At 54.1% G+C, this 20,248-nt stretch carries 21 protein-coding genes; 16 read left to right on the plus strand and 5 right to left on the minus strand.

The features are described 5' to 3' along the window. Nucleotides 1-100: 100 nt before the first annotated feature. On the plus strand, nt 101-772 hold the full coding sequence (locus ACSZLD_RS12140) for an amino acid ABC transporter permease (RefSeq protein WP_377909406.1): 672 nt from the start codon (nt 101-103) through the stop codon (nt 770-772). After that, nucleotides 772-1,494: an amino acid ABC transporter ATP-binding protein gene (locus tag ACSZLD_RS12145; RefSeq protein ID WP_377909405.1), complete on the plus strand. Its 723-nt coding sequence runs from the start codon at nt 772-774 to the stop codon at nt 1,492-1,494. Before ACSZLD_RS12140 ends, ACSZLD_RS12145 begins: the two co-directional genes overlap by 1 nt. A gap of 351 nt (nt 1,495-1,845) precedes the next feature. On the opposite strand, the gene ACSZLD_RS12150 is transcribed toward ACSZLD_RS12145, so the two are convergent. Beyond that, complete coding sequence (locus ACSZLD_RS12150) at nt 1,846-2,832, minus strand: 3'-5' exoribonuclease YhaM family protein (protein WP_444685320.1); 987 nt, start codon at nt 2,830-2,832, stop codon at nt 1,846-1,848. Between the two features lie 101 nt (nt 2,833-2,933). Here ACSZLD_RS12150 and ACSZLD_RS12155 point away from each other — a divergent pair, with 101 nt between their 5' ends. The 3 genes from ACSZLD_RS12155 (at nt 2,934) to ACSZLD_RS12165 (ending at nt 5,408) form a co-directional block, all read left to right on the plus strand. Continuing rightward, nucleotides 2,934-3,614 carry a response regulator transcription factor gene (locus ACSZLD_RS12155; RefSeq protein WP_444685321.1) on the plus strand — a complete coding sequence of 227 codons (681 nt, stop codon included), beginning with the start codon at nt 2,934-2,936 and terminating at the stop codon, nt 3,612-3,614. After that, complete coding sequence (locus ACSZLD_RS12160) at nt 3,611-4,891, plus strand: sensor histidine kinase (RefSeq protein WP_444685322.1); 1,281 nt, start codon at nt 3,611-3,613, stop codon at nt 4,889-4,891. Before ACSZLD_RS12155 ends, ACSZLD_RS12160 begins: the two co-directional genes overlap by 4 nt. 73 nt (nt 4,892-4,964) lie before the next feature. Then, complete coding sequence (locus tag ACSZLD_RS12165; protein ID WP_444685323.1) at nt 4,965-5,408, plus strand: hypothetical protein; 444 nt, start codon at nt 4,965-4,967, stop codon at nt 5,406-5,408. Here ACSZLD_RS12165 and ACSZLD_RS12170 read toward each other — a convergent pair. Beyond that, the gene (locus ACSZLD_RS12170) at nt 5,405-6,382 is read right to left on the minus strand and encodes a quinone oxidoreductase family protein (RefSeq protein WP_444685324.1); all 978 of its coding nucleotides are present in this window, start codon (nt 6,380-6,382) and stop codon (nt 5,405-5,407) included. The genes ACSZLD_RS12165 and ACSZLD_RS12170 overlap by 4 nt on opposite strands. A 117-nt stretch (nt 6,383-6,499) precedes the next feature. Then, a complete protein-coding gene (locus ACSZLD_RS12175) occupies nt 6,500-6,676 on the minus strand; it encodes a CsbD family protein (protein WP_168004398.1) in 177 nt (58 codons plus the stop codon). 142 nt (nt 6,677-6,818) lie between these two features. Between ACSZLD_RS12175 and ACSZLD_RS12180 the strand changes: the two genes are divergently transcribed. From ACSZLD_RS12180 to nagB, 6 genes are all read left to right on the plus strand, one after another. Then, complete coding sequence (locus ACSZLD_RS12180) at nt 6,819-8,231, plus strand: MBL fold metallo-hydrolase (protein ID WP_444685325.1); 1,413 nt, start codon at nt 6,819-6,821, stop codon at nt 8,229-8,231. 111 nt (nt 8,232-8,342) lie between these two features. Beyond that, nucleotides 8,343-8,834, plus strand: coding sequence for an NUDIX hydrolase (locus tag ACSZLD_RS12185; protein ID WP_444685326.1), 492 nt, complete (start codon nt 8,343-8,345; stop codon nt 8,832-8,834). Between the two features lie 85 nt (nt 8,835-8,919). Then, entirely contained in the window at nt 8,920-9,657 is a 738-nt protein-coding gene (locus ACSZLD_RS12190; RefSeq protein WP_444685327.1) for a GntR family transcriptional regulator, read from the plus strand. Nucleotide 9,658: 1 nt separating this feature from the next. Then, nucleotides 9,659-10,405: an SIS domain-containing protein gene (locus tag ACSZLD_RS12195; protein WP_444685328.1), complete on the plus strand. Its 747-nt coding sequence runs from the start codon at nt 9,659-9,661 to the stop codon at nt 10,403-10,405. Further along, entirely contained in the window at nt 10,402-11,562 is a 1,161-nt protein-coding gene (nagA, locus tag ACSZLD_RS12200; RefSeq protein ID WP_444685329.1) for an N-acetylglucosamine-6-phosphate deacetylase, read from the plus strand. The genes ACSZLD_RS12195 and nagA overlap by 4 nt, the downstream gene beginning before the upstream one ends. Next, a complete protein-coding gene (gene nagB / locus ACSZLD_RS12205) occupies nt 11,559-12,308 on the plus strand; it encodes a glucosamine-6-phosphate deaminase (protein WP_444685330.1) in 750 nt (249 codons plus the stop codon). Before nagA ends, nagB begins: the two co-directional genes overlap by 4 nt. On the opposite strand, the gene ACSZLD_RS12210 is transcribed toward nagB, so the two are convergent. Continuing rightward, complete coding sequence (locus tag ACSZLD_RS12210; RefSeq protein WP_377909393.1) at nt 12,309-12,995, minus strand: SDR family oxidoreductase; 687 nt, start codon at nt 12,993-12,995, stop codon at nt 12,309-12,311. A 119-nt stretch (nt 12,996-13,114) separates the two neighbouring features. Here ACSZLD_RS12210 and ACSZLD_RS12215 point away from each other — a divergent pair, with 119 nt between their 5' ends. After that, the gene (locus ACSZLD_RS12215) at nt 13,115-13,738 is read left to right on the plus strand and encodes a DUF1349 domain-containing protein (RefSeq protein WP_444685331.1); all 624 of its coding nucleotides are present in this window, start codon (nt 13,115-13,117) and stop codon (nt 13,736-13,738) included. On the opposite strand, the gene ACSZLD_RS12220 is transcribed toward ACSZLD_RS12215, so the two are convergent. Next, nucleotides 13,729-13,920 carry a hypothetical protein gene (locus tag ACSZLD_RS12220; RefSeq protein ID WP_444685332.1) on the minus strand — a complete coding sequence of 64 codons (192 nt, stop codon included), beginning with the start codon at nt 13,918-13,920 and terminating at the stop codon, nt 13,729-13,731. The genes ACSZLD_RS12215 and ACSZLD_RS12220 overlap by 10 nt on opposite strands. Nucleotides 13,921-14,237: 317 nt before the next feature. Between ACSZLD_RS12220 and ACSZLD_RS12225 the strand changes: the two genes are divergently transcribed. The 4 genes from ACSZLD_RS12225 to pruA all read left to right on the plus strand — a co-directional run bounded on the left by ACSZLD_RS12225 (nt 14,238) and on the right by pruA (nt 20,214). Beyond that, nucleotides 14,238-15,365, plus strand: coding sequence for an NADH-dependent flavin oxidoreductase (locus tag ACSZLD_RS12225; RefSeq protein WP_444685355.1), 1,128 nt, complete (start codon nt 14,238-14,240; stop codon nt 15,363-15,365). A 534-nt stretch (nt 15,366-15,899) separates the two neighbouring features. Next, a complete protein-coding gene (locus tag ACSZLD_RS12230; RefSeq protein WP_444685356.1) occupies nt 15,900-17,249 on the plus strand; it encodes a sigma-54 interaction domain-containing protein in 1,350 nt (449 codons plus the stop codon). Between the two features lie 185 nt (nt 17,250-17,434). Next, complete coding sequence (locus ACSZLD_RS12235) at nt 17,435-18,637, plus strand: ornithine--oxo-acid transaminase (protein ID WP_444685333.1); 1,203 nt, start codon at nt 17,435-17,437, stop codon at nt 18,635-18,637. A 29-nt stretch (nt 18,638-18,666) separates the two neighbouring features. Then, entirely contained in the window at nt 18,667-20,214 is a 1,548-nt protein-coding gene (gene pruA, locus ACSZLD_RS12240; RefSeq protein ID WP_444685334.1) for an L-glutamate gamma-semialdehyde dehydrogenase, read from the plus strand. The last annotated feature ends 34 nt before the right edge of the window (nt 20,215-20,248 follow it).

Genomic DNA, 20,248 nt, shown 5'->3' on the forward strand with positions numbered 1-20,248 from the left:
GACAACGAAGAAGACAACAACGAGTAACACACTGCAGGCAGTTGACCCGGTCTGATCACTCGTCGGACCGGGTTTATTTCGTAGAGGAGGTCTGAAGGACATGCTTGAAAATTTACAGGAAATTTTCTCGAGTCCACACTACACGAACACGCTCCCGTTTTTATGGCGCGGCATGCAGCTGACGCTTCTCGTCACGTTCGTCGGGGTATTTATCGGGTTTATCATCGGAAGTCTCATCGGACTGATGCGGCTTTCCAAAAACAAAGTCGTTTACGGCATCGCCACGGTTTACATAGAAGCATTCCGCGGTACGCCGATTCTCGTACAGGCGCTCTTCCTGTACTTCGGTTTTTCCGATTTTCTCGGGATTAACTTTACGGCAATCCAGGCAGGTATTCTCGTTATCGCCTTGAACGCCGGGGCGTATATCGCGGAAATAGTCCGCGGTGGTGTTGAGTCGATCGACAAAGGACAGATGGAAGCCGGCCGTTCCATGGGAATGACATCCACCCAGACGATGCGCTATATCATCTGGCCGCAGGCGTTTAAGCGGATGATTCCGCCGCTCGGCAACCAGTTCATCATCAGTCTGAAGGATACATCTATATTCGCGGTTATTTCACTCGGCGAAATGACGTATCTGATGCGTCAGTATGTAAGCACGACCGGGGATCCGTTTGTCCCGTATATCATGCTCTGTCTTGGGTATCTGATTATTACGATTCCGAGTATGGTCATTCTGCGACGCGTTGAACGGAGGTTGGATGTATAATGATCACAGTTAAAAACCTGCACAAAAGCTTTGGGGATAACGAGGTTCTCTCCGGCATCGATGCTCAAGTCGAAGAGCGAGAGGTGGTCTGTGTCATCGGGCCATCAGGCTCCGGAAAAAGTACGTTTCTTCGCTGCATGAACATGCTGGAAGAAATTACGAGCGGTGAAGTTATCATCGACGGCGTAAGCCTCACTGATCCGAAAACAAATATTAACAAGCTTCGCGCTCAGGTCGGCATGGTATTTCAGCACTTCAACCTGTTTCCGCACATGACTGTGATGGAAAACGTTACGCTCGGCCCGCGTAAAGTGAGCGGCAAGGAAAAAGGCGAGGCCGATCAGCTGGCAAAGGAGCTTCTCGATAAAGTAGGACTGGCCGACAAGGCACAGGCTTATCCGGGAAGTCTATCAGGAGGTCAGAAGCAGCGGGTAGCGATCGCACGAGCGCTTGCAATGAACCCGAAGGTGATGCTGTTTGATGAGCCGACCTCGGCGCTTGATCCTGAGCTTGTCGGAGACGTACTCGGCGTTATGAAGGATCTTGCCAAGGAAGGGATGACGATGGTCGTTGTCACGCACGAAATGGGCTTCGCGCGCGAGATGGGCGACCGCGTGATCTTCATGGATAAAGGCGTCATTCAGGAAGAAGGGAAGCCGGAGCAGATCTTCGATAATCCGCAGAACGAACGGACCCAGTCCTTCCTGAGCAAATTGCTGTAAATCAGCACGATAAAACCCGGCCGCTGTGCCGGGTTTTTTTATGGTGGATAACGGTGCAGGAAGATGGTTCTTTTGGCCTGAAAGCAACGTAACGATTGGTGAAAACTGCACAACGCTGCTCGAAAGCGATATAACAATGCCGAAAGAGAACACAGCAGCGGGCAAAAGTGATTTACGCAACGTAACAGTTCATGATAACGAATAAAACAACACAAGCACCTTCAAACGTGACACAGCGTTCCTCAAAACGAACACTCCCCATTCATACGAACACCGGGCCGGCGCCCGATTTGATTCACAGCCTGAAAACCCGGCGAACGCTCTCGCCGGGTGTTTCCGTTGCCGTGCTGTCTATTCATCCGTCATCGGCTTGTACAGCTTGCCGAGCGGGAACACTTTTGTGAATTCGCCTTCCGGTGCCTCCTTTAATCCACGCTCGACCATGTTGACGCGGGAGTCGATCATATCAACAAGGTGGATGATGTGCGCTTCAAGAGTTTTCGGTTCGACCGGCGAGCCCCACTCGAGCCTGCCGTGATGGCTGAGGATGCAGTGCTGCAGCTGGTACACGGCTTCCTGCTCCAGCTTAGTCAGCTTGGCATTGTCGCCGCGTTCGCTCAGGATACGCTGTACTTCCCGGTCGACCAGCATGGAAGACATGGAAATATGACCGATAAATTCACCGGGTACACTGTACTGGGGGGCAATGTGATTCGTATATTCCATCACCTTCGACGCATCATGCAGCGTGATGCCGCCGATAATAAAATCTTTATTAATCGCAGGATAGCGGCCGGCGATGTCGAGTCCGAGCCGTACCATGCAAACGGTGTGATACAAAAGACCGCCGACGAAGGAATGGTGATTGCTCGTTGCAGCCGGATAGCTGCTGAACGGCTTTTTATAGCGAGTGTAGATGCTGGAGACGATCTCCTGCAGCAGCGGGTCGACAATTTGGTTGATCGCCTGCTCGAGCTCCTGCTGCAGCGATTCGATCGGTTCCGGCGGCATTTCCAAAAATTCGTTCAGGTCGACCTCGTTTTCCTGCATCGGACGGAACGAGCGAGCCGTCATCTGCAGCTGATCCTGGTAGGTGGACGTATCGCCCTCTATGTAAATAATCTTTCCTTCTTGCAGCACCTGCTTTACTTCGTCTTCGCGGCCGTTGATCTGATCGCTCCACACTTTCACGGGGATTTCCTTTGCTCCTTTTGAGACAGACAAATTGTAAAACGGATCGCCCTTTTTCGTCTGTGCCAGATTGGCGCTGCGGATGAGGCCAAAGCCTTGAAACTGCTGATTCGCTTCTTCAAGCAAAGCTAAATCTTCTACTGCCATCGTGCATCCCTCCTCATGTATCTTTCTTTCCAGTTTATCATACAGGCTGTTCATCCGGTGTTCATAAAAATCTGCTACACTGCAGGCAGGAGGTGCGGAACGTGTACAAACTGCTGATGGTGGAAGACGATGCTCACATTTGCGAGCTCGTATCGCTCTATACAGATAAAGCAAAGCTTGAACTCATCACGGCAGCGGACGGGGAAGCCGGGCTCGCTGCTTACTATGACGAGGAGCCGGACTTAGTTCTGCTTGATATTATGCTGCCGGAGCGAAGCGGCTGGGAACTGTGCCGGGAAATCAGAAAAGACAATCCGCTGCTGCCGATTCTGATGCTGACCGGAAGAGGAGAGGCGGACGACATCGTACGTGGACTGGACATTGGCGCCGACGACTATGTCGTAAAGCCATTCGATCCGAATGAACTGATGGCACGGATTCACGCGCTTCTCCGGCGGGCTCACCCTTTTTCGACCGGGAGCCTGCTTTCAAGCGGTCGCTTGCAGGTGGACATGCAAAACCGGGAGCTGACGGCTGCCGGAGAAAAACTGCTGTTTCCGCCGCGGGAGCTGGAGCTGCTTGCTTTTTTCATGCAGTACTCCGGACAGACGCTGACGAGAGAGCAGCTGCTCGATGCCGTCTGGGGACGGGACTTTGACGGTGATCCCCGGACGGTGGACGTACATGTAAAGCGCATCCGCAGACGACTTGATACGGTTGAGAGCGGCGTTCAACTCGTCACGGTGCGGCAGGCGGGCTACCGGCTTGAGGAAATAACATGAGAAAGCAGTCGCTGTTCCGAAAGTTGTTCTCGACATACGCTGCTGTCATTCTCGGATCGTTTCTCGTCTTCGGTGCCGCTTATATCATTCAGTTTCACTACACGCTGTACGACGATTTTGAGCAGCGGCATGCTGACATCCGGGAAGCAGTGAAGAGCCAGCTGCAGACGGCTGATCGCTACGGCTGGTCTTCAGATGAACGAGAGGAAAGCCTGTCCGCGGTGCTCAGCGGCTCTAATTACGAGGCAGAGCTGCTGGATAGCGGAAGCGAAGCGGCCTCAGGCTACTGGACCGGCGGCGAGCTGCATTACGAAGTCGTGTCGTCATTTGACGAGGGCTATATCCGCACAGTATTCACCGGTCTGGAGCATGATTACATCCGTGCAGTCACGGCGATTGCGGGCACGATCGGCGGTGTTTTAATGCTTGCAGCAGGGATGGTCTGGGTTGTATCCAGGCGCCTTGCAGATCCGCTTCGTGAGATGAGCAGGGCGGCGTCTGCTGTAAGCGGCGGTGATTTCTCAGTGCGTGTCGATGAGCACGGACCGCTTGAGATCAGCCGGCTCGGTCGTTCTTTAAACCAGATGGGGGAGGAGCTTGCCGAGACGGAGCAGCTCCGAAAAGCGTTTCTAGCCAACGTGACCCACGATCTCCGTTCTCCGCTGACGTCGATCAAGGGGTTTTTAACGGCGCTGGAGGACGGTACGATTCCGGACGAACGGCGCCCCTATTACTATAGACTCATGCGCGGAGAAACGGAGCGGCTGATTAAGCTGGTGCATGACTTGCTTGACCTCACGAAGCTGGAAGGCGGAAGAATCGAGCTCGATTGTGCACCGGTATCACTTAAACCTGCTCTCGAGCGGGTTCTGGAAACAGCCCGGCCCGAACTCGGAAGCCGCCGCACGGTGCTGACAGGAGAAACAGAAGCGGTTGTCTGGGGGGATCGAGAGCGGCTGGACCAAGTCTGGATCAACCTGCTCGCCAACGCTGCCGCATTTTCACCAAAAAACAGTACGATTACGCTTACGTTCACGGAGCACCGCGAATCAGTTTCCGTTTCGATACGTGATGAAGGAAGCGGGATGACAAAAGAAGCGCTGGAGCAGATGTGGGACCGTTTTTACAAAGCAGACAGCTCCCGCTCCGGAAAAGCAGGCACCGGGATCGGTCTCTCGATTGTCCGTTCATTGACGGAGCTGCATGGAGGCGCTGTTTCTGCCGACAGCAGTGTAGGAGAGGGAACGACAGTGACCGTGACGCTGCCGAAAGCATAACAGTTGTTCATTTGCTGTTCATATTCGCCTGGTACGCTGAGTTGGACGTTATCAGCAGAAAGGATGAATGAACATGGTATATGAAGCAGCATACAGCTTGCACATTGGGGGGATTGCGCTCTGGATCGGCTCCTTTGCAGCCTTCGCCTGGCTGCTGAGAGGAATGGCGCAGCAGGGGGAACTAGCAGAAGCAGAAAAGCGGCAGATTTGCCGTATGACAAGGTTTGTCAATCTTGGCGTCCTGCCTGCAGCTGGAATTGTTTTGATGACGGGCGTGTACATGATTTTACAGCTGAACAGGGAGACGCTCCCGCTTTACATGCTCGTCATGGAGCAGGCCGGGGCACTGATTATTCTCGTGACCGCTGTCGGCACCGGTCTTTACAGCCGCCGGCTTGTGAAGCAGCTGGACGAAAAAGGAGCGCGGGCAGCCGCATCCAGTTACAGTGTAGCACTGCTGCTGTCTGCGGGCCTCGCGCTCGCGGTCGTAGTCTTTGTCGGTCTGCGGATTGGTTAAGGCGTCAGGATCATTTTTCCGCTCGTGCGGCGGTTTTCCATGTCTTCGTGAAGGGAAGCCGCCTCCCGCAGCGGATACGTGCCGCCGATCGTCAGCTTCAGCTTGCCCTCGGCAGCGAGCCGCATGATCGTTTCCAGGCTTTCCTGAAATGCTTTAGGTCTTGCCATCATCTGCGGCAGAAAGAAGCCGATGACGGACTTATTTTTTTCGAGCAGACTGAACGGACTGAATTCCGGCAGCTCTCCGCTCGCGGCACCGAAGAAGACGAGGCGTCCAAACGGAGCTAAAATCTCGAGCGTATCGTGAAAAATGGAACCGCCGGCCATTTCAAGAGCCACGTCGACGCCATGATCACCGGTCAGCTTGAGCACCTCATCCTTCCAGTTGTCCTTCGTATAATCAACGGCGTGATCCGCTCCAAGATCGAGCGCGGTCTGTCGTTTTTTCTCTGTGCTCGCAGTCGCAATGATCGTGCCAGCCCCGGCTTCCTTGGCGAGCTGGACAGCGAGAGTGCCGACACCGCCGGCCGCCGCATGAATAAGAATCGTTTCTCCGGCTTCAAGCCGGCCCATCGTATGGATAATGTGGTAGGCGCTCAGCCCCTGCAGCGGAAGAGCAGCCGCTTCTTCGTCGCTCAGGTTTTCCGGCACAGGGATGAGCGTCTTTTCATGCGCGGTAACCTGCTCTGCGTATGCCCCTTCTCCGATCAGCGCAGCGACGCGCTGTCCTTCCTGAACCTGGTCGGAGACGCCGCTTCCTTTTGCGGACACGGTACCAACGACTTCTGAACCGGGGATAAACGGCAGCGGCGTGTCAACGACATAGGCATCCTGACGTCTCATCGTATCGGCGAAATTGACGCCGATCGCCGTTACGTCGATCAGGACCTCCTGTTCACCTGGAACAGGCGTATCAAGCTCTTTGTATGCAAGTACATCCGGACTTCCAAACGTTTCAATCTGTACAGCTTTCATCGAAAAACCGACTCCTTTTATATGACAGTACTGTCAATTTAGTGGCAGAGCAGAGCCGTCCATCTCTTTGTGGACGGCTTCGGCCCATTGAGCAGATTTGTTTCAAAACAGACATTGCTAGTCTTTGTTTTTAATATCGCCTTTTTTATCTTCAACGCTGCCCTTTACCTTTTCCTTCGTACCTTCGCGCTTCGTTTCCTTGTCGTCCGTCCACTCGCCGACTTTTTCCTTTGTCTTTCCTTTTGCTTTCTCAAACTTACCTTTCGTCTTGTCTTCCATTCCGTCCTTACTCATGTGAATGCCTCCTTTAAGCATGTAGTAGTAAGACATTACCCTTTTTATTTCCAGACGAATCAGATGAATCATGTTTAATTGTGGAGAAGAAAGGTGATAGTACCTATGTGGGTATATAAATGATTCAAGGAGGGACTGTTTTATGCTATTGCAGTATTTTTATGATGACAAGCTTGCCCAGGCATCTTATCTTGTAGGCTGCCAGGCGGCGAATGAGGCGGTCGTGATTGATCCTGCCCGGGACGTGCAGCCGTATATTAAAGCCGCTGAGGAGCACGGAATGACGATCACAGGTGTCATGGAGACGCATATTCATGCCGATTATTTGTGCGGGGCCCGCGAGCTTGCCGACCGTACCGGAGCCGTTCTGTATGTGTCGGATGAGGGGCCATCCGAGTGGAAATACGAGAACATAGATATGCTGGATCATCAGCTGCTGAAGGACCAGGATCAGATTATGCTCGGAAAGATCCGGTTTGATGTCCTGCATACACCGGGACATACGCCGGAAAGTATATCCTTTCTCGTCACAGATGGCGGAGCAGAAGCGGATGAGCCGCTCGGAATTTTCACCGGTGATTTTGTGTTCGTCGGCGACATCGGCCGGCCGGATTTGCTGGAAAAAGCGGCCAAGCAAAAGGACACGGCCGCGGCCGGCGCGGAGGATATGTTTCATTCGCTTGAGACATTTAAGCAGCTGCCGGACTTTACTCAGGTGCTTCCCGGGCATGGTGCAGGCAGCGCCTGCGGCAAGTCACTCGGTTCCGTGCCGAGTTCGACTGTCGGCTATGAGAAGCGCTTCAACTGGGCGCTGCAGTATACGGATAAGGAGCAGTTTAAACAGGATCTTGTGGCAGACCAGCCGGAACCGCCGGTCTATTTCGCAGAGATGAAGAAAGTGAATAAAGCAGGCCCGGCATTTTTGAAGGATCTCACCGATCCAGAAGTGATGGGCAAGGAGCTGCTCCAGGAAGCTGTCTCAACCGGTCAAGTGATTGATATACGGCCGCCGGAGCAGTTTGCAGCTGCCCATATGGAGGGCGTGATGAACCTTCCGCTGAACAAATCGTTTACGAACTGGGCCGGCTGGCTGTTGAACTACGATGAGCCGATTTACGCGATCGTTGAAGAATCCCAGGTCGACGAGCTGAAAACGGCGCTTCGCTCGATCGGACTCGATCAGCTGAAAGGGTGGGCCAATCCATCCGTCGCGATGACGATTGGCAAGCCGCAGTCGTTTGACCAGCTGACACCTGAACAGGCATCGGTCTGGATTGAAAGTGGGAGCGTGCACGTGCTGGATGTGCGCGGTGCAGCCGAACGGAAAAATGGATATGTCGAAGGCTCGACGCACATCATGCTTGGAGAACTTCCGCACCGGATAAAAGAAGTGGCGACAGACAAACCGGTGCTCGTGCAGTGCGGAACCGGCCTGCGGTCAGCAATCGGGGCGAGTATTTTGCAAAAGAACGGCATCACCGACGTGAAAAACATGATGGGCGGATTCGGCAGGTTTGCGAAAATAGGGAATGAAGACGTTATTGTCGACGGGTAGAAAAGGAAAAAACGGCGGGCTGCGGTGGCCCCGCCGTTTTGTTATCATAATGGAAAGGTGATCGTTTCATGAGAGCCGCCTGATGATTGGCTGAAAAAGGAGCGGGATCAAATGGAGATCTGGGATTTGCTTGACCAGGAAGGGAAGAAGACGGGGCAGACGATCCAGCGCGGCAAACCATTGCCGGAAGGGTACTATCACTTAGTCGTGCACACGTGGATCGTCGATCAGGATCATGTGCTCGTAACCCGGCGGGCCCTTGAAAAGCCGCACCCCGGAATGTGGGAAACACCAGGCGGATCGGCGCTTTCAGGGGAATCGTCCCGGGAAGCAGCTGTCCGGGAAGTGAAAGAGGAAATCGGAATGGAGCTGGAGCTATCCAAGTTAGACAAGCTGAAGCGAACGTGGCATGACAGCTACGTGCACGATATCTGGTTCGTGGAGCGCCCGTTTTCTTTGGAGAGGCTTGATTTACAGCGTGAGGAAGTGTCCGAGGCCCGCCGGATTAAACTGGAAACGCTGCACGAGTGGATCAGACAGGACTGCCTGATTACCGGACTTCAGGCTTCAGCCAACGAAATGGTTGAAAGAGCAGGGAAATAAATGCCCTGCATGTATAGTGGTATAGACAACCATACATAAACTTGCTACACTATATAGAAAGACATTGACTTCAGGAGGGAACGCTATGGTGAACAAGGAATCGTCTATACCGATTTATTATCAGCTGGCTGAGCAGCTGAGACGGCGGATCGACCAGGGAGAACTCAAGCCGGGAGATATGATGCCATCTGAACGGGAGCTGTCGGAGCAGTTTGCGATCAGCCGCATGACGGTCAGGCAAGCGATCGCTTCTCTCGTAGATGACGGGATCGTCTATCGTAAACAAGGCACAGGCACCTTCGTCGCCGAAGAAAAAATTGAGCAGCATCTCAGTGGCCTGACAAGCTTCAGTGAAGACATGCGCGCACGCGGCATGGAGCCTTCGGCTACGGTATTAACGTTTGAAAAGCAGGAATGCCCGGCAGAGGCTGCTTCGTTTCTCGGGCTGGAGCCGGATGAGCCTGTTTATTATATGAAGCGGCTGCGACTTGCGGATAAAGTGCCGATGGCGCTTGAAGAAACGTGGCTGTCGGCCGCACTTTCAGGACCGATGCCCGAAGAAGCTGCCTCTGGATCCCTCTATACGTGGCTGGAAGAACGGGCCGGCATCCGGATCGGCCGTGCAGAGCAGTGGATGGAGGCCGCAGTGCTTAGCGAAGCAGAGGCGATGCATCTTCAGGCGAAAGCCGGGGGACCGGTTCTCGTCATGGAACGGCAGACGTACACCGCAGACGGTCGCCCGCTTGAGCTTGTCCGCTCCCGCTACCGGGCAGACCGTTACCGTTTCCATCTTGATCTCCCGCGTTCACAGGGAGGGAAGTAAGGTGCTGCGCGCCTATACGGAGAAAGTACGGGAGCTGCTGGACGATCTTGAACAGGAGGAGGGCGCTATTCATCAAGCAGCACAGCTTGCTGCAGAAGCGATTGCAAAAGGCGGCATCCTGCACTGTTTTGGAGCCGGACATTCCCACATGATCGGAGAGGAGTTGTTTTTTCGAGCCGGTGGACTCGTTCCGGTCCGGCCGGTCTGGATAGATGAACTGCTTCCACAGCACGGGGCGCTTCGGTCGATGGAGGCGGAACGGAAGAACGGCTGGGAGGCTGTGTTCAGGGAACAGCTTGATCTGCGTCCGGAAGACGTGATGATCGTTGTATCGACTACCGGACGAAATCCTGCTCCACTCGCAGTGGCGCGGGCAGCGAAAGCAGCGGGGGTGCCGGTGATCGGTATCACTTCTGTCAAGGCGTCCGCGGAAACAGAACCGCGGGGCGACGCCGGTATGCGCCTGTTTGAAGCGGCTGATGTCGTGATCGACACGCACGTTCCGCCGGGTGATGCCGTATTACAGGACGAGCGGCTTCACGTCCGTTTTTCTCCGGTTTCCACGGTGGCAGCGACAACGGCCGGGCATGCTTTCACTGCTGAAACGGTTCGTCTGCTGCTGGATTGGGGCGAAGAAGCACCGGTGCTGCTCAGCAGCAATATTGATGGTGCTGATGAATGGAACGAAAGGCTGATCAGACGCTGGGAGAGGCGCATTCCCGAACTGCGCAGAGGAGGACAAACATGACGACGCTGATCTTTAAAGGAGCACATGCTTATACGGAGCAGGGAGTGATCCCGGATCCGCTCTTCCGTCTGGAAAAAGGTGTTATCGCCGAACTGCGTCCTGCGCAGAAAGAGGATGAAGGAGAGCGGATTGACGCTGAGGAGCTGCGAATCGTTCCAGGTTTTATCGATATTCATATTCACGGAGCCGCCGGAGCCGACGTCATGGATTGCACAGAGGAAGCACTGGATACGATCGCACGCGCGCTTCCGGCCGAAGGAACAACCTCTTTTTTGGCGACGACGCTGACGCAGTCCATAGCAGATACGAAGCAGGCGCTTGCAGCTGCTGCCGCATTCCAGCCTGATGGAGAAGGAGCTGAACTGCTTGGTGTTCACTTGGAGGGACCGTTTATCCATGCGGCCAGAAAGGGAGCGCAGCCGGAAGCCTTTATCGTGCCACCTTCGATCAAGCTGTTTGAAGAATTTCAGGAGGCGGCAGGCGGTACGATCCGGCTTGTGACGATGGCGCCTGAGCTTGACGAGGAAGGATTAACAGAGGTACTTGTTGGGCATGGCGTCATCGTCTCGATGGGCCACACGGATGCAACGTGCAGCCAGACCGCTGAAGCCCTGGCGCGCGGTGTGTCGCATGCGACTCATTTTTATAACGGAATGAGAGGATTTCATCACCGGGATCCGGGTGTTGTCGGCGGAGTGCTCATGAACGGCAGCGTCCGGGCAGAGCTGATCGCAGATGGCGTGCACGTCAGTCCGGAAGCCTGTGCGTTTACGTATCAGCAGCTTGGTGCGGAGCGGCTGCTGCTGATCACCGATGCCATGCGGGCGAAAGGAAAAGAAGACGGCACGTATCAGCTTGGCGGCCAGGAAGTCACAGTGCGCGGCAACGAAGCTGTCCTGGAAGATGGAACGCTCGCCGGAAGCGTCCTTCGTATGCATGAAGCTGTGCGCAATATGAGTGAATTCAGCGGTGCTTCATTTGAAGAAGCGGTGCAGATGGCCTCGCTTCAGCCTGCGAAGGCGCTCGGTGTATCCGACCGGAAAGGAAGTCTTGCCACTGGAAAAGACGCTGATTTCACAATGCTTGATCCGAATGGGGACGTAGCTAAAACATACATTAAGGGAGTCTGTGTGTATAACGGAGGTGAGGACAAATGAATATCATCGAGACGAAAAACTATGAAGATATGAGCGAAGCAGCCGCCGGATATGTATGGCGGCGCCTGCAGAGTGGTATGCGGGTGCTTGGGCTTGCAACAGGAGGGACGCCGATCAGATTTTATGAGCGGCTGACAAAGCAGATCAACCATCACAGTCATTCATTAAAGGAGCTGACGACGGTAAACCTCGACGAATATATCGGCCTTGGAGCAACGCATCCGAACAGCTATCACGTCTATATGCAGGAACACTTTTTTAAGCACGTAGACATCCCGATGGAACACGCATATTTGCCGGATGGAAAGGCAGCTTCGCCGGAAAAAGAGGCGGATGATTACGAAAAGCTGGTAACATCGCTTGGCATTGAGCTGCAGCTTCTAGGTATCGGCGCAAATGGACATATCGGGTTCAATGAGCCAGGCAGCCCGTTTGATGGGAAAAGCCGAGTGGTGGATTTAACGGAAGAAACAATCGAAGCCAATGCGCGGTTCTTTGAAAAAGAAGAACAGGTGCCGCGTCAAGCGGTCACAATGGGGATCGGAACGATCATGAAGGCAGAGGAAATTCTGCTGCTCGCGTCCGGAGCCGAAAAGGCAGAGGCAGTCCGCGATATGATCGAGGGTCCTGTAACAGAAGAAGTGCCGGCAACGGTTCTGCAGCGGCACCCGAATGTGACGGTGATTGCCGACCGGGAGGCACTTTCACTTACGCATGCTGCCCGATCGGTATTTCCCGGGAAATGATTACGGATTTAAGATGATTTCCATCTCACCGGTATCGTCAGGAAGCTCCAGCGTTTGCACGATCGTCCGGGCTACTGTGTCCGGATGCAGTCCGCTGCTTTTTTCTGATGCGCTGACGCCGGCGAAATCGGTTTGCACGAGTCCGGGGGAAACGGTCGATACGCGGATATCGTAGGCTCTGCCCTCCTGATTCAGCGTTTTGGAAAAGCCGACAAGCGCCCATTTGCTTGCGCAGTAGGCAGAAGCTTTTTCCCGAACTTCATAGCCAAGGTTGGAGGCGACGTTTACAATCTGGCCGCCGCTCTCCTTCATCATCCGGAACGCTTCCCGCGCACATAAAAATGCGCCGCGCGTATTGACATTCAGCTGCTGATCCCAGTCATCGGCCGTCATTTCTTCGACCGGCTTAAAAATGCCGACGCCGGCGTTGTTCACAAGCGCATGCGGGTGTCCGCATGTCGATGAAACGTTCTGAAAAAGCTGCAGCACGTCTTCTTCTGAACTTACGTCTGCCTGAAACGTGTGCAGGCGGCTGCTGTTTAGCTCGCGCTGCAGTGCTTCGAGCGATTCACTCGTACGGGCTATGGCGGCAACGATCGCTCCTTTGTCAAGCAGCTGGCTGACGACTGCGCGGCCGATACCCCTCGCCCCGCCGGTTACGATAATAATTCGATCTGTCAGATTCATGCACTCCACATCCTTTCGTCGTGCTATTCCCCTTTATTTGAGCTTAAAAACAGTGGGTTGAGCCGGCCTAAAGCGGGTAAAGGTGAGTACATACCAGTTTGGAAAGGGGCGGGATGGAGATGGCAGAGCTGCTGACAGAAACGGATTTTAAGAATGGGCTTCCGGACGGTTTCACTTGGAGGAATGAGCCTGAGTGGCATGTAGGGGAAAAAGGTCTTTGCATTGCGCCGGCTGCAGAGACGGACTACTGGCAGCGGACGCATTATGGATTTTGTCACGACAATGGACCATTTTTATTTACGCGGATGAAGGGCGATTTTCGTCTCACGGTCCGCTGCAGCGGACGAGCTGAGCATCAGTACGATCAGGCGGGCATCTACCTGCGGCATTCGGAAGAGACATGGGTCAAAGCTTCGGTGGAATACATGGAAAAAGGACCGTCCAAGCTTGGAGCTGTCGTCACGACGCACGGCTACTCAGACTGGTCTTCCCAACCTGAGCCCGATCCGGATAAACCGGTTTTTTTCCGGATAAGCCGGGTCGGAAATGAAGTATTCATTGACACCTCAAAGGATGGCGAAAGCTGGTTTCAAATTCGCATCGCCCATTTGGAGGAGAGCGCTGGGCAGCCGCTTGAGGCCGGGATTTACGCCTGCTGTCCAGGGAAAAGTGCCTCGTATGAAGCGTGTTTTTCCAGCTTAAAGCTGGAGCGATTGTCAAAAGATGATACGGTTTATCTCTGACTTTGAATCAGCAGATACCGCTCGCGAGCTCCGCCGGATTTTTTATAGACATCTGTATAGTCGATTACCTGAACCGCCTCTTCAATCGAAGGGGCGGTTTCGATATATTCAGCATCAAGCTTTTGAACGAGCGTGTAAACATGCATCGGATCCAGATTGAACTTTTCGGACGCTTCTAGCACGGGCGGATTGCGGCGGGCTGCCTCGAGCAGATCGCTCTCTGATTCAGCTGCATCAGCCAGCTGCAGCTCCCGCTGGTAAACCTATTCGTAAACGCTTCTGAGCGGCTCCGGAACCGAGTCAAGCCACCTCCGTCTTGCAAATTCCTGTCTCGCAGAGAGCATCGTCATCTCCTCCTGATCTATATTATAAATCGAAACTATTACGATTTATAGTTTCGCACATTCACCATTGATCTGCAAGAGGGATGAGCAGATCATTTCTCATTCGCTGCAGATCTGCTTACAATAAGAAAGGCATGAACGATTTAAAGGAGGAAATGAACATGAGACGATTTATGGAACCTTATACATTTGCAAATGGGGCAGAGCTGCGCAACCGGATAATGCTTGCGCCAATGACAAACTTTTCTTCAGCAGAAAACGGAGAAACGACGCAGGCTGAGCGTGACTATTACCGGGAGCGTTCCCGCGGAGTCGGTGCCGTTATCACGGCATGTGCCAACGTCACGCCGGGCGGACAAGGCTTCCCGGGCGAGATTGGCGTGGAGCGCGACGAGCTGGTGCCAAGCCTTAAGCAGCTGGCAGATACGATTAAAGGCGAGGGGGCAAAAGCGATTCTGCAGATTTTCCACGGCGGACGTATGGCGCCCCCAGAGCTTCTTCCGGACGGCCAGCCAGTCAGTGCCAGTGCCGTAGCACCTGTACGGGAGGGGGCTGTCACGCCTCGCGAACTGAAGCCGGAAGAGATCGATGAAGTAATAGAAGCGTTCGGTGAAGCGACGCGCCGGGCGATCGAAGCTGGCTTTGACGGAGTCGAAATTCATGGTGCCAACACGTACCTGATTCAACAGTTTTTCTCGCCGCATTCCAACCGCCGTTCAGACAAGTGGGGCGGCACCCTCGAAAAGCGGATGGCATTCCCGCTGGCAGTTGTGGAGAGCGTCATGAAGGCCGCTGAAAAAGCAGATGACGACTTCATCATCGGCTACCGTATTTCACCGGAGGAAATGGAGAATCCGGGGATTACGATGGAAGATACGATGCAGCTCGTGGAGCGTCTCAGCAGTGAAAAGCTCGATTACCTGCACATTTCCGTTCAGGATTTTCACGGAGGATCGATGCGCGACAAGAGTGACTCCCGCTCCCGTGTGCAGATGATTCAGGATGCAGTAGGTGAACGCATCCCGGTCGTCGGCGTCGGATCGCTGCATACACCGGATGACGTCGACAAAGCAATGGAAGGCGGCGTTCCTCTTATGGCAATCGGACGTGAGCTCGTCGTCGAACCTCACTGGATCGAAAAAGTCGCAGAAGGGCGCGAGGATGAGATCCGTACCGAGCTGTCGGTGGATGACCGTGAAGAATTGGTCGTACCAGAGCCGCTCTGGAATGCGATCGTAAACACACCAGGCTGGTTCCGGGTAAAGGAGCACGCTGAAAAGTAAGGAAACGCAGCCTTTTGTAGACAGGCAGTAACCCCGCTTACGAACAGAGAGCCGGAGGTCCAACATGGACTACCGGCTCTTTTTTTTTGAGATGCTGTAAACTATATTGGAGGTCTGCTTTATTACATAAGCTCGGTTAATGAACGTTACCAGAGACGCTCATGAAATGACAACCTGCACCATGAAAGAGGAGTATTACGAACGCTGTGAAACGAAGGCGAGGACACCAAAAGGATCAGCGCAGTGCGAGAATCCACGTTGGCGACAGGCTCTTTCGCCAATAGTAGTCGAGCACAAGCCCTTGGGTAAGCCTTCGCCTGGGTAAGCCTTCGCCGATGATGTACGTTGGTTGAACGAGCTATTTTCAAGGCAGCTGTTTCATCATTTATCTTCTTCTTATCAAGCTTACTTGTTAATTCGGCAATTGGAGATACGACAGGTTTTTTTGCTTTTTTTCGGATTCCCTGCTATGATGACAAAAAAATTTGCTGTAGAGGGGGCGTGCCGGTGAAGGAGTATGAGCGGAACTTAAAAATGTATGAAAAGCTGATGGAGGAAATTGATGTCGGCGTGCATGCAATTGATACTGACGGCAGAACGATTATGTATAACCGCAAGCTGTCCGAAATCGAAAACATGGATCCGGAGGAAGTGATCGGCCAGCCGATCCGGGAGGTGTTCCGGTTCACCGACGATGGCGGGAGTACGCTTCACCGCGCGATGGCAGAGGGAAAAGAGGCACGAAACGAAAAGCAGACGTACATGAACAAGCGCGGAGTCGAGATCACAACGATCAACCATACGTTTCCCGTGCGGGACGGGGAAACAATCATCGGTGCGCTGGAGGTGACAAAGGATATCACCCGGCTGGAGCGGCTCGTGCAGGAGAACATGCGAAACGGAAGCAGGCGCTACAGCTTTGAGGATATTATCGGCGTAAGTGCCGCGTTGAAAGAAGTGATTGATCATGCACGACGAGCCGTCCGCACGACGTCGTCCGTCCTGATTGTCGGTGAGACCGGAACGGGAAAAGAGCTGTTCGCCCAAAGTATTCATAACGGCAGCAGTCGCTCATCCGGTCCGTTTATCAGCCAGAACTGTGCGGCGCTTCCGGAAAGCCTGATTGAGGGGATTTTGTTTGGGACGACAAAGGGAGCTTTTACGGGAGCGGAGAACCGGCCCGGATTATTCGAACAGGCCGAGGGGGGCACGCTTCTGCTGGATGAGCTGAACTCGTTAAGTCCGGATCTGCAGTCGAGGCTGCTGCGGGTTATTCAGGAGAAATCGGTGCGCCGGATTGGAGCACAGGAGGAAAAAAAGGTCGATGTCCGCCTGATCGCAACGATGAACGAAGATCCGATTGATGCGGTGACTGAAGGCAGACTTCGTAAAGACCTTTACTACCGCCTTAGCGTCGTAGCACTGTTTGTTCCGCCGCTCAGAGAGCGAATGGAGGATCTGCCGGTGCTCACGGATTTTTTTATCACTAAATACAATGACCTCTTTCAGATGGATGTACAGGGAGTAAGTACGCAGACAAATGAGCTGCTGACCGGCTATCACTGGCCCGGCAACGTCCGCGAGCTGGAGCACGTCATTGAAGGCGCGCTGAATATGATGACTGAAGAGGATCGCATTGAGGTTCGCCATCTTCCACTCCACTTTCAGAAAAAAAGGCGCAGAGAAGCCGTGGTGCCGGAGCCTGCAGCAGTGGAAAACATCACGCTGAAGGACTATTTGCATGAAGCGGAGCGCCGGTTTGTGCTTGAACAGCTGGAGCGGCACCGGTTCAGGATACAGGAAACGGCCGAAACGCTCGGATTGAGCAGGCAGAGCCTGCAGTATCGTATGAAAAAGCTCGGTATCCGGAAAACGATGCGCTGACGCAAAAATGGTTGGCGTGTTATTTTCTGCGAAAGAAAAATAATTTTGCGTGCTATACGTTGAAACCCCTTTCAAGGAAGGCTTTAAAAGTTGGCATCTTTCTTGCATTATTAGAGTGGTGGAACATTATGATGGCATTCTGTTTGTTGATGAACGCCTGATGATCAATGGAAAGGGTGATACACATGGCAACAACAGTAAGCACAAAGGAAGTTATTACGCAAACGGAAAAACACGGGGCGCGGAACTATCATCCGCTGCCAATCGTTATATCGAAAGCAGAAGGGGTCTGGGTGGAAGATCCGGAAGGCAACCGCTATATCGACATGCTCAGTGCTTATTCTGCACTGAACCAGGGGCACCGTCATCCGAAAATCATTCAGGCACTGAAGGATCAGGCTGAAAAGGTAACCCTGACATCCCGTGCGTTTCATAACGATCAGCTCGGTTTCTTTTATGATAAAGTCAGTGAGCTGACCGGCAAAGAGCTTGTGCTGCCGATGAACACAGGTGCAGAAGCTGTTGAAACCGCGATCAAAGCGGCCCGGCGCTGGGGCTACCGCCGCAAAGGAATCGCGGATAACCAGGCAGAAGTGATTGCCTGCCACGGGAATTTCCACGGACGTACGATGACGGCTGTATCGCTTGCAGCGGAAGAAAATGATACAACGGGCTTTGGGCCAATGCTTCCAGGTATCAAGACCATTCCTTACGGGGATATTGAAGCACTGAAGCAGACGATTACGCCAAATACAGCAGCGTTTCTCGTTGAGCCGATTCAAGGTGAAGGCGGCGTTGTGCTGCCTCCGGAAGGCTTCCTGAAAGAAGCGCAGAAGCTCTGCAACGAGCACAACGTTCTCTTTATCGCAGATGAAATTCAAACCGGCCTTTGCCGGACGGGTATGACGTTCGCGTGTGACTGGGAAGAAGTGAAGCCGGATATGTACATTCTCGGAAAAGCACTCGGCGGCGGCGTGTTTCCAATCTCCTGCGTAGCTGCAGATGAAGATGTGCTCGGTGTATTCGATCCAGGCTCGCACGGCTCTACGTTTGGCGGCAATCCGCTCGGCGCAGCTGTTGCCGTTGCTGCACTGGACGTACTTGAGGAAGAGCAGCTTGCTGATCGTTCCCGCAGACTTGGCAGCTACTTCCGTGAGCGTCTCGCTAAAATTGATAACGATAAAATCAAAGAAATCCGCGGACGAGGCCTGTTTATCGGTGTCGAGCTGACGGTGCCGGCACGTTCCTACTGTGAAGAACTGAAGGCAGAAGGGCTGCTCTGCAAAGAAACACGTGAAAATGTCATTCGTTTCGCACCTCCGCTCATTATTTCAGAAGAAGACCTTGACTGGGCGCTGGAGCGCATTGAGAAAGTACTGGCTAAGTAATAGTTATTCTACTTAAAGGAGTGATATTTATGTATACAGATTATAAGCACGAACCGTTTACGGATTTCACGAAGGAAGAGAACCAGAAAGAATTTTTAGAGGCCCTCGCGGTCGTGAAAAAAGACATCGGCAAGGAATACCCGCTCGTCATTGACGGCAAAGAGGTCACGACCAAGGACAAGCTCGTCAGCTACAACCCGTGCAACCACGACGAAGTGATCGGCAGCGTCTCCAAAGCGTCCACAAAGGACATCGACGCGGCATTTGAGGCTGCGAAGAAGGCGTTCCCGGCCTGGAGCCAGACGAACCCGGTCGCGCGCGCCGAGCTGTTGTTCCGTGCCGCGGCGATCATGCGCCGCCGCAAGCACGAGCTGTCGGCGACGGTCGTCAAGGAAGCGGGCAAGCCGTGGGTGGAAGCGGACATTGAAGTGGCCGAAGGGATCGACTTCCTCGAGTACTACGGCCGCCAGATGATCGAGCTGAAAGACGGCAAGAAGATTGAAAGCCGTGACGGCGAAAGCAACCAGTACCTCTACACGTCCGCGGGGGTCGCGGTGACGATTCCGCCGTGGAACTTCTCGGCGGCGATCATGATGGGCACGACGGTGGCGCCGCTTGTCGCCGGCAACACGGTGCTCCTGAAGCCAGCCGAGCCGACACCGATCATCGCCGCGAAGTTCGTGGACATCATGCGCGAAGCGGGTGTGCCGGACGGCGTACTGAACTTCGTGCCGGGAGAGCCGCATGAAATCGGCGACTACCTCGTCGATCACAAGGACACGGCGCTGATCACGTTCACCGGATCGAAGGCCACCGGCCTTCGCATCATGGAACGGGCGGCGAAGGTGCAGGAAGGCCAGCGCCACTTGAAGCGTGTGCTCGCGGAAATGGGCGGGAAGGACACCGTCGTGGTCGATAAGGATGCCGACGTGGAAACGGCGGTCAACGCGATCGTCACGGCCGCGTTCAACTTCTCCGGCCAGAAGTGCTCGGCCGGAAGCCGTGCCGTGATCCATGAGGATCTGTACGACACGGTCGCGCAGCGCGTCGTCGAAGAGACGGAAAAGCTCACGCTCGGCGACAGCGAGAAGTACGAGAACTACCTCGGACCGGTCATCAACCAGAAGGCGTATGACAAGGTGACGAGCTACATTGAGATCGGCAAGAAAGAAGCGACGCTGCTCACCGGCGACGAGTCCGATGACAGCACCGGCTTCTTCATCAAGCCGACGATCTTCGGCGATGCCGCACCGGATGCGCGCATCATGCAGGAGGAGATCTTCGGACCGGTGCTGGCGCTCTGCAAGGCATCGAGCTACGAAGAGGCGATCGACATTGCGAACAACACCGAGTACGGCCTGACCGGCGCGGTGATCTCCAACAACGTTGACCACCTCGAGTACGCGAAGCAGAACTTCCACGTCGGGAACCTGTACTTCAACCGCAACTGTACCGGGGCGATTGTCGGCTACCACCCGTTCGGCGGGTTCAAGCTGTCCGGCACGGATTCCAAGGCCGGAGGCCCGGACTACCTGCTTCAGTACCTGCTTCCAAAATCCATCAGCCAGATGCTGTAAAACAGCCACGGCATGAGAAGGGGCTCTCCATGAC

It is taken from the genome of Alkalicoccus luteus, assembly GCF_052061695.1.
GTDB lineage: Bacteria > Bacillota > Bacilli > Bacillales > Salisediminibacteriaceae > Alkalicoccus > Alkalicoccus luteus.

Bases quoted from the DNA above. Each gene is read 5' to 3' on its own strand.
- ACSZLD_RS12215 (WP_444685331.1), top strand. From the start codon at position 13,115: ATGGCAGAGCTGCTGACAGAAACGGATTTTAAGAATGGGCTTCCGGAC.
- ACSZLD_RS12165 (WP_444685323.1), top strand. From the start codon at position 4,965: ATGGTATATGAAGCAGCATACAGCTTGCACATTGGGGGGATTGCGCTC.
- ACSZLD_RS12140 (WP_377909406.1), top strand. From the start codon at position 101: ATGCTTGAAAATTTACAGGAAATTTTCTCGAGTCCACACTACACGAAC.
- ACSZLD_RS12190 (WP_444685327.1), top strand. From the start codon at position 8,920: ATGGTGAACAAGGAATCGTCTATACCGATTTATTATCAGCTGGCTGAG.
- nagA (WP_444685329.1), top strand. From the start codon at position 10,402: ATGACGACGCTGATCTTTAAAGGAGCACATGCTTATACGGAGCAGGGA.
- ACSZLD_RS12175 (WP_168004398.1), bottom strand. From the start codon at position 6,676: ATGAGTAAGGACGGAATGGAAGACAAGACGAAAGGTAAGTTTGAGAAA.
- ACSZLD_RS12160 (WP_444685322.1), top strand. From the start codon at position 3,611: ATGAGAAAGCAGTCGCTGTTCCGAAAGTTGTTCTCGACATACGCTGCT.
- pruA (WP_444685334.1), top strand. From the start codon at position 18,667: ATGTATACAGATTATAAGCACGAACCGTTTACGGATTTCACGAAGGAA.
- ACSZLD_RS12170 (WP_444685324.1), bottom strand. From the start codon at position 6,382: ATGAAAGCTGTACAGATTGAAACGTTTGGAAGTCCGGATGTACTTGCA.
- ACSZLD_RS12185 (WP_444685326.1), top strand. From the start codon at position 8,343: ATGGAGATCTGGGATTTGCTTGACCAGGAAGGGAAGAAGACGGGGCAG.
- ACSZLD_RS12225 (WP_444685355.1), top strand. From the start codon at position 14,238: ATGAACATGAGACGATTTATGGAACCTTATACATTTGCAAATGGGGCA.
- ACSZLD_RS12230 (WP_444685356.1), top strand. From the start codon at position 15,900: ATGTATGAAAAGCTGATGGAGGAAATTGATGTCGGCGTGCATGCAATT.
- ACSZLD_RS12210 (WP_377909393.1), bottom strand. From the start codon at position 12,995: ATGAATCTGACAGATCGAATTATTATCGTAACCGGCGGGGCGAGGGGT.
- ACSZLD_RS12235 (WP_444685333.1), top strand. From the start codon at position 17,435: ATGGCAACAACAGTAAGCACAAAGGAAGTTATTACGCAAACGGAAAAA.
- nagB (WP_444685330.1), top strand. From the start codon at position 11,559: ATGAATATCATCGAGACGAAAAACTATGAAGATATGAGCGAAGCAGCC.
- ACSZLD_RS12145 (WP_377909405.1), top strand. From the start codon at position 772: ATGATCACAGTTAAAAACCTGCACAAAAGCTTTGGGGATAACGAGGTT.
- ACSZLD_RS12180 (WP_444685325.1), top strand. From the start codon at position 6,819: ATGCTATTGCAGTATTTTTATGATGACAAGCTTGCCCAGGCATCTTAT.
- ACSZLD_RS12150 (WP_444685320.1), bottom strand. From the start codon at position 2,832: ATGGCAGTAGAAGATTTAGCTTTGCTTGAAGAAGCGAATCAGCAGTTT.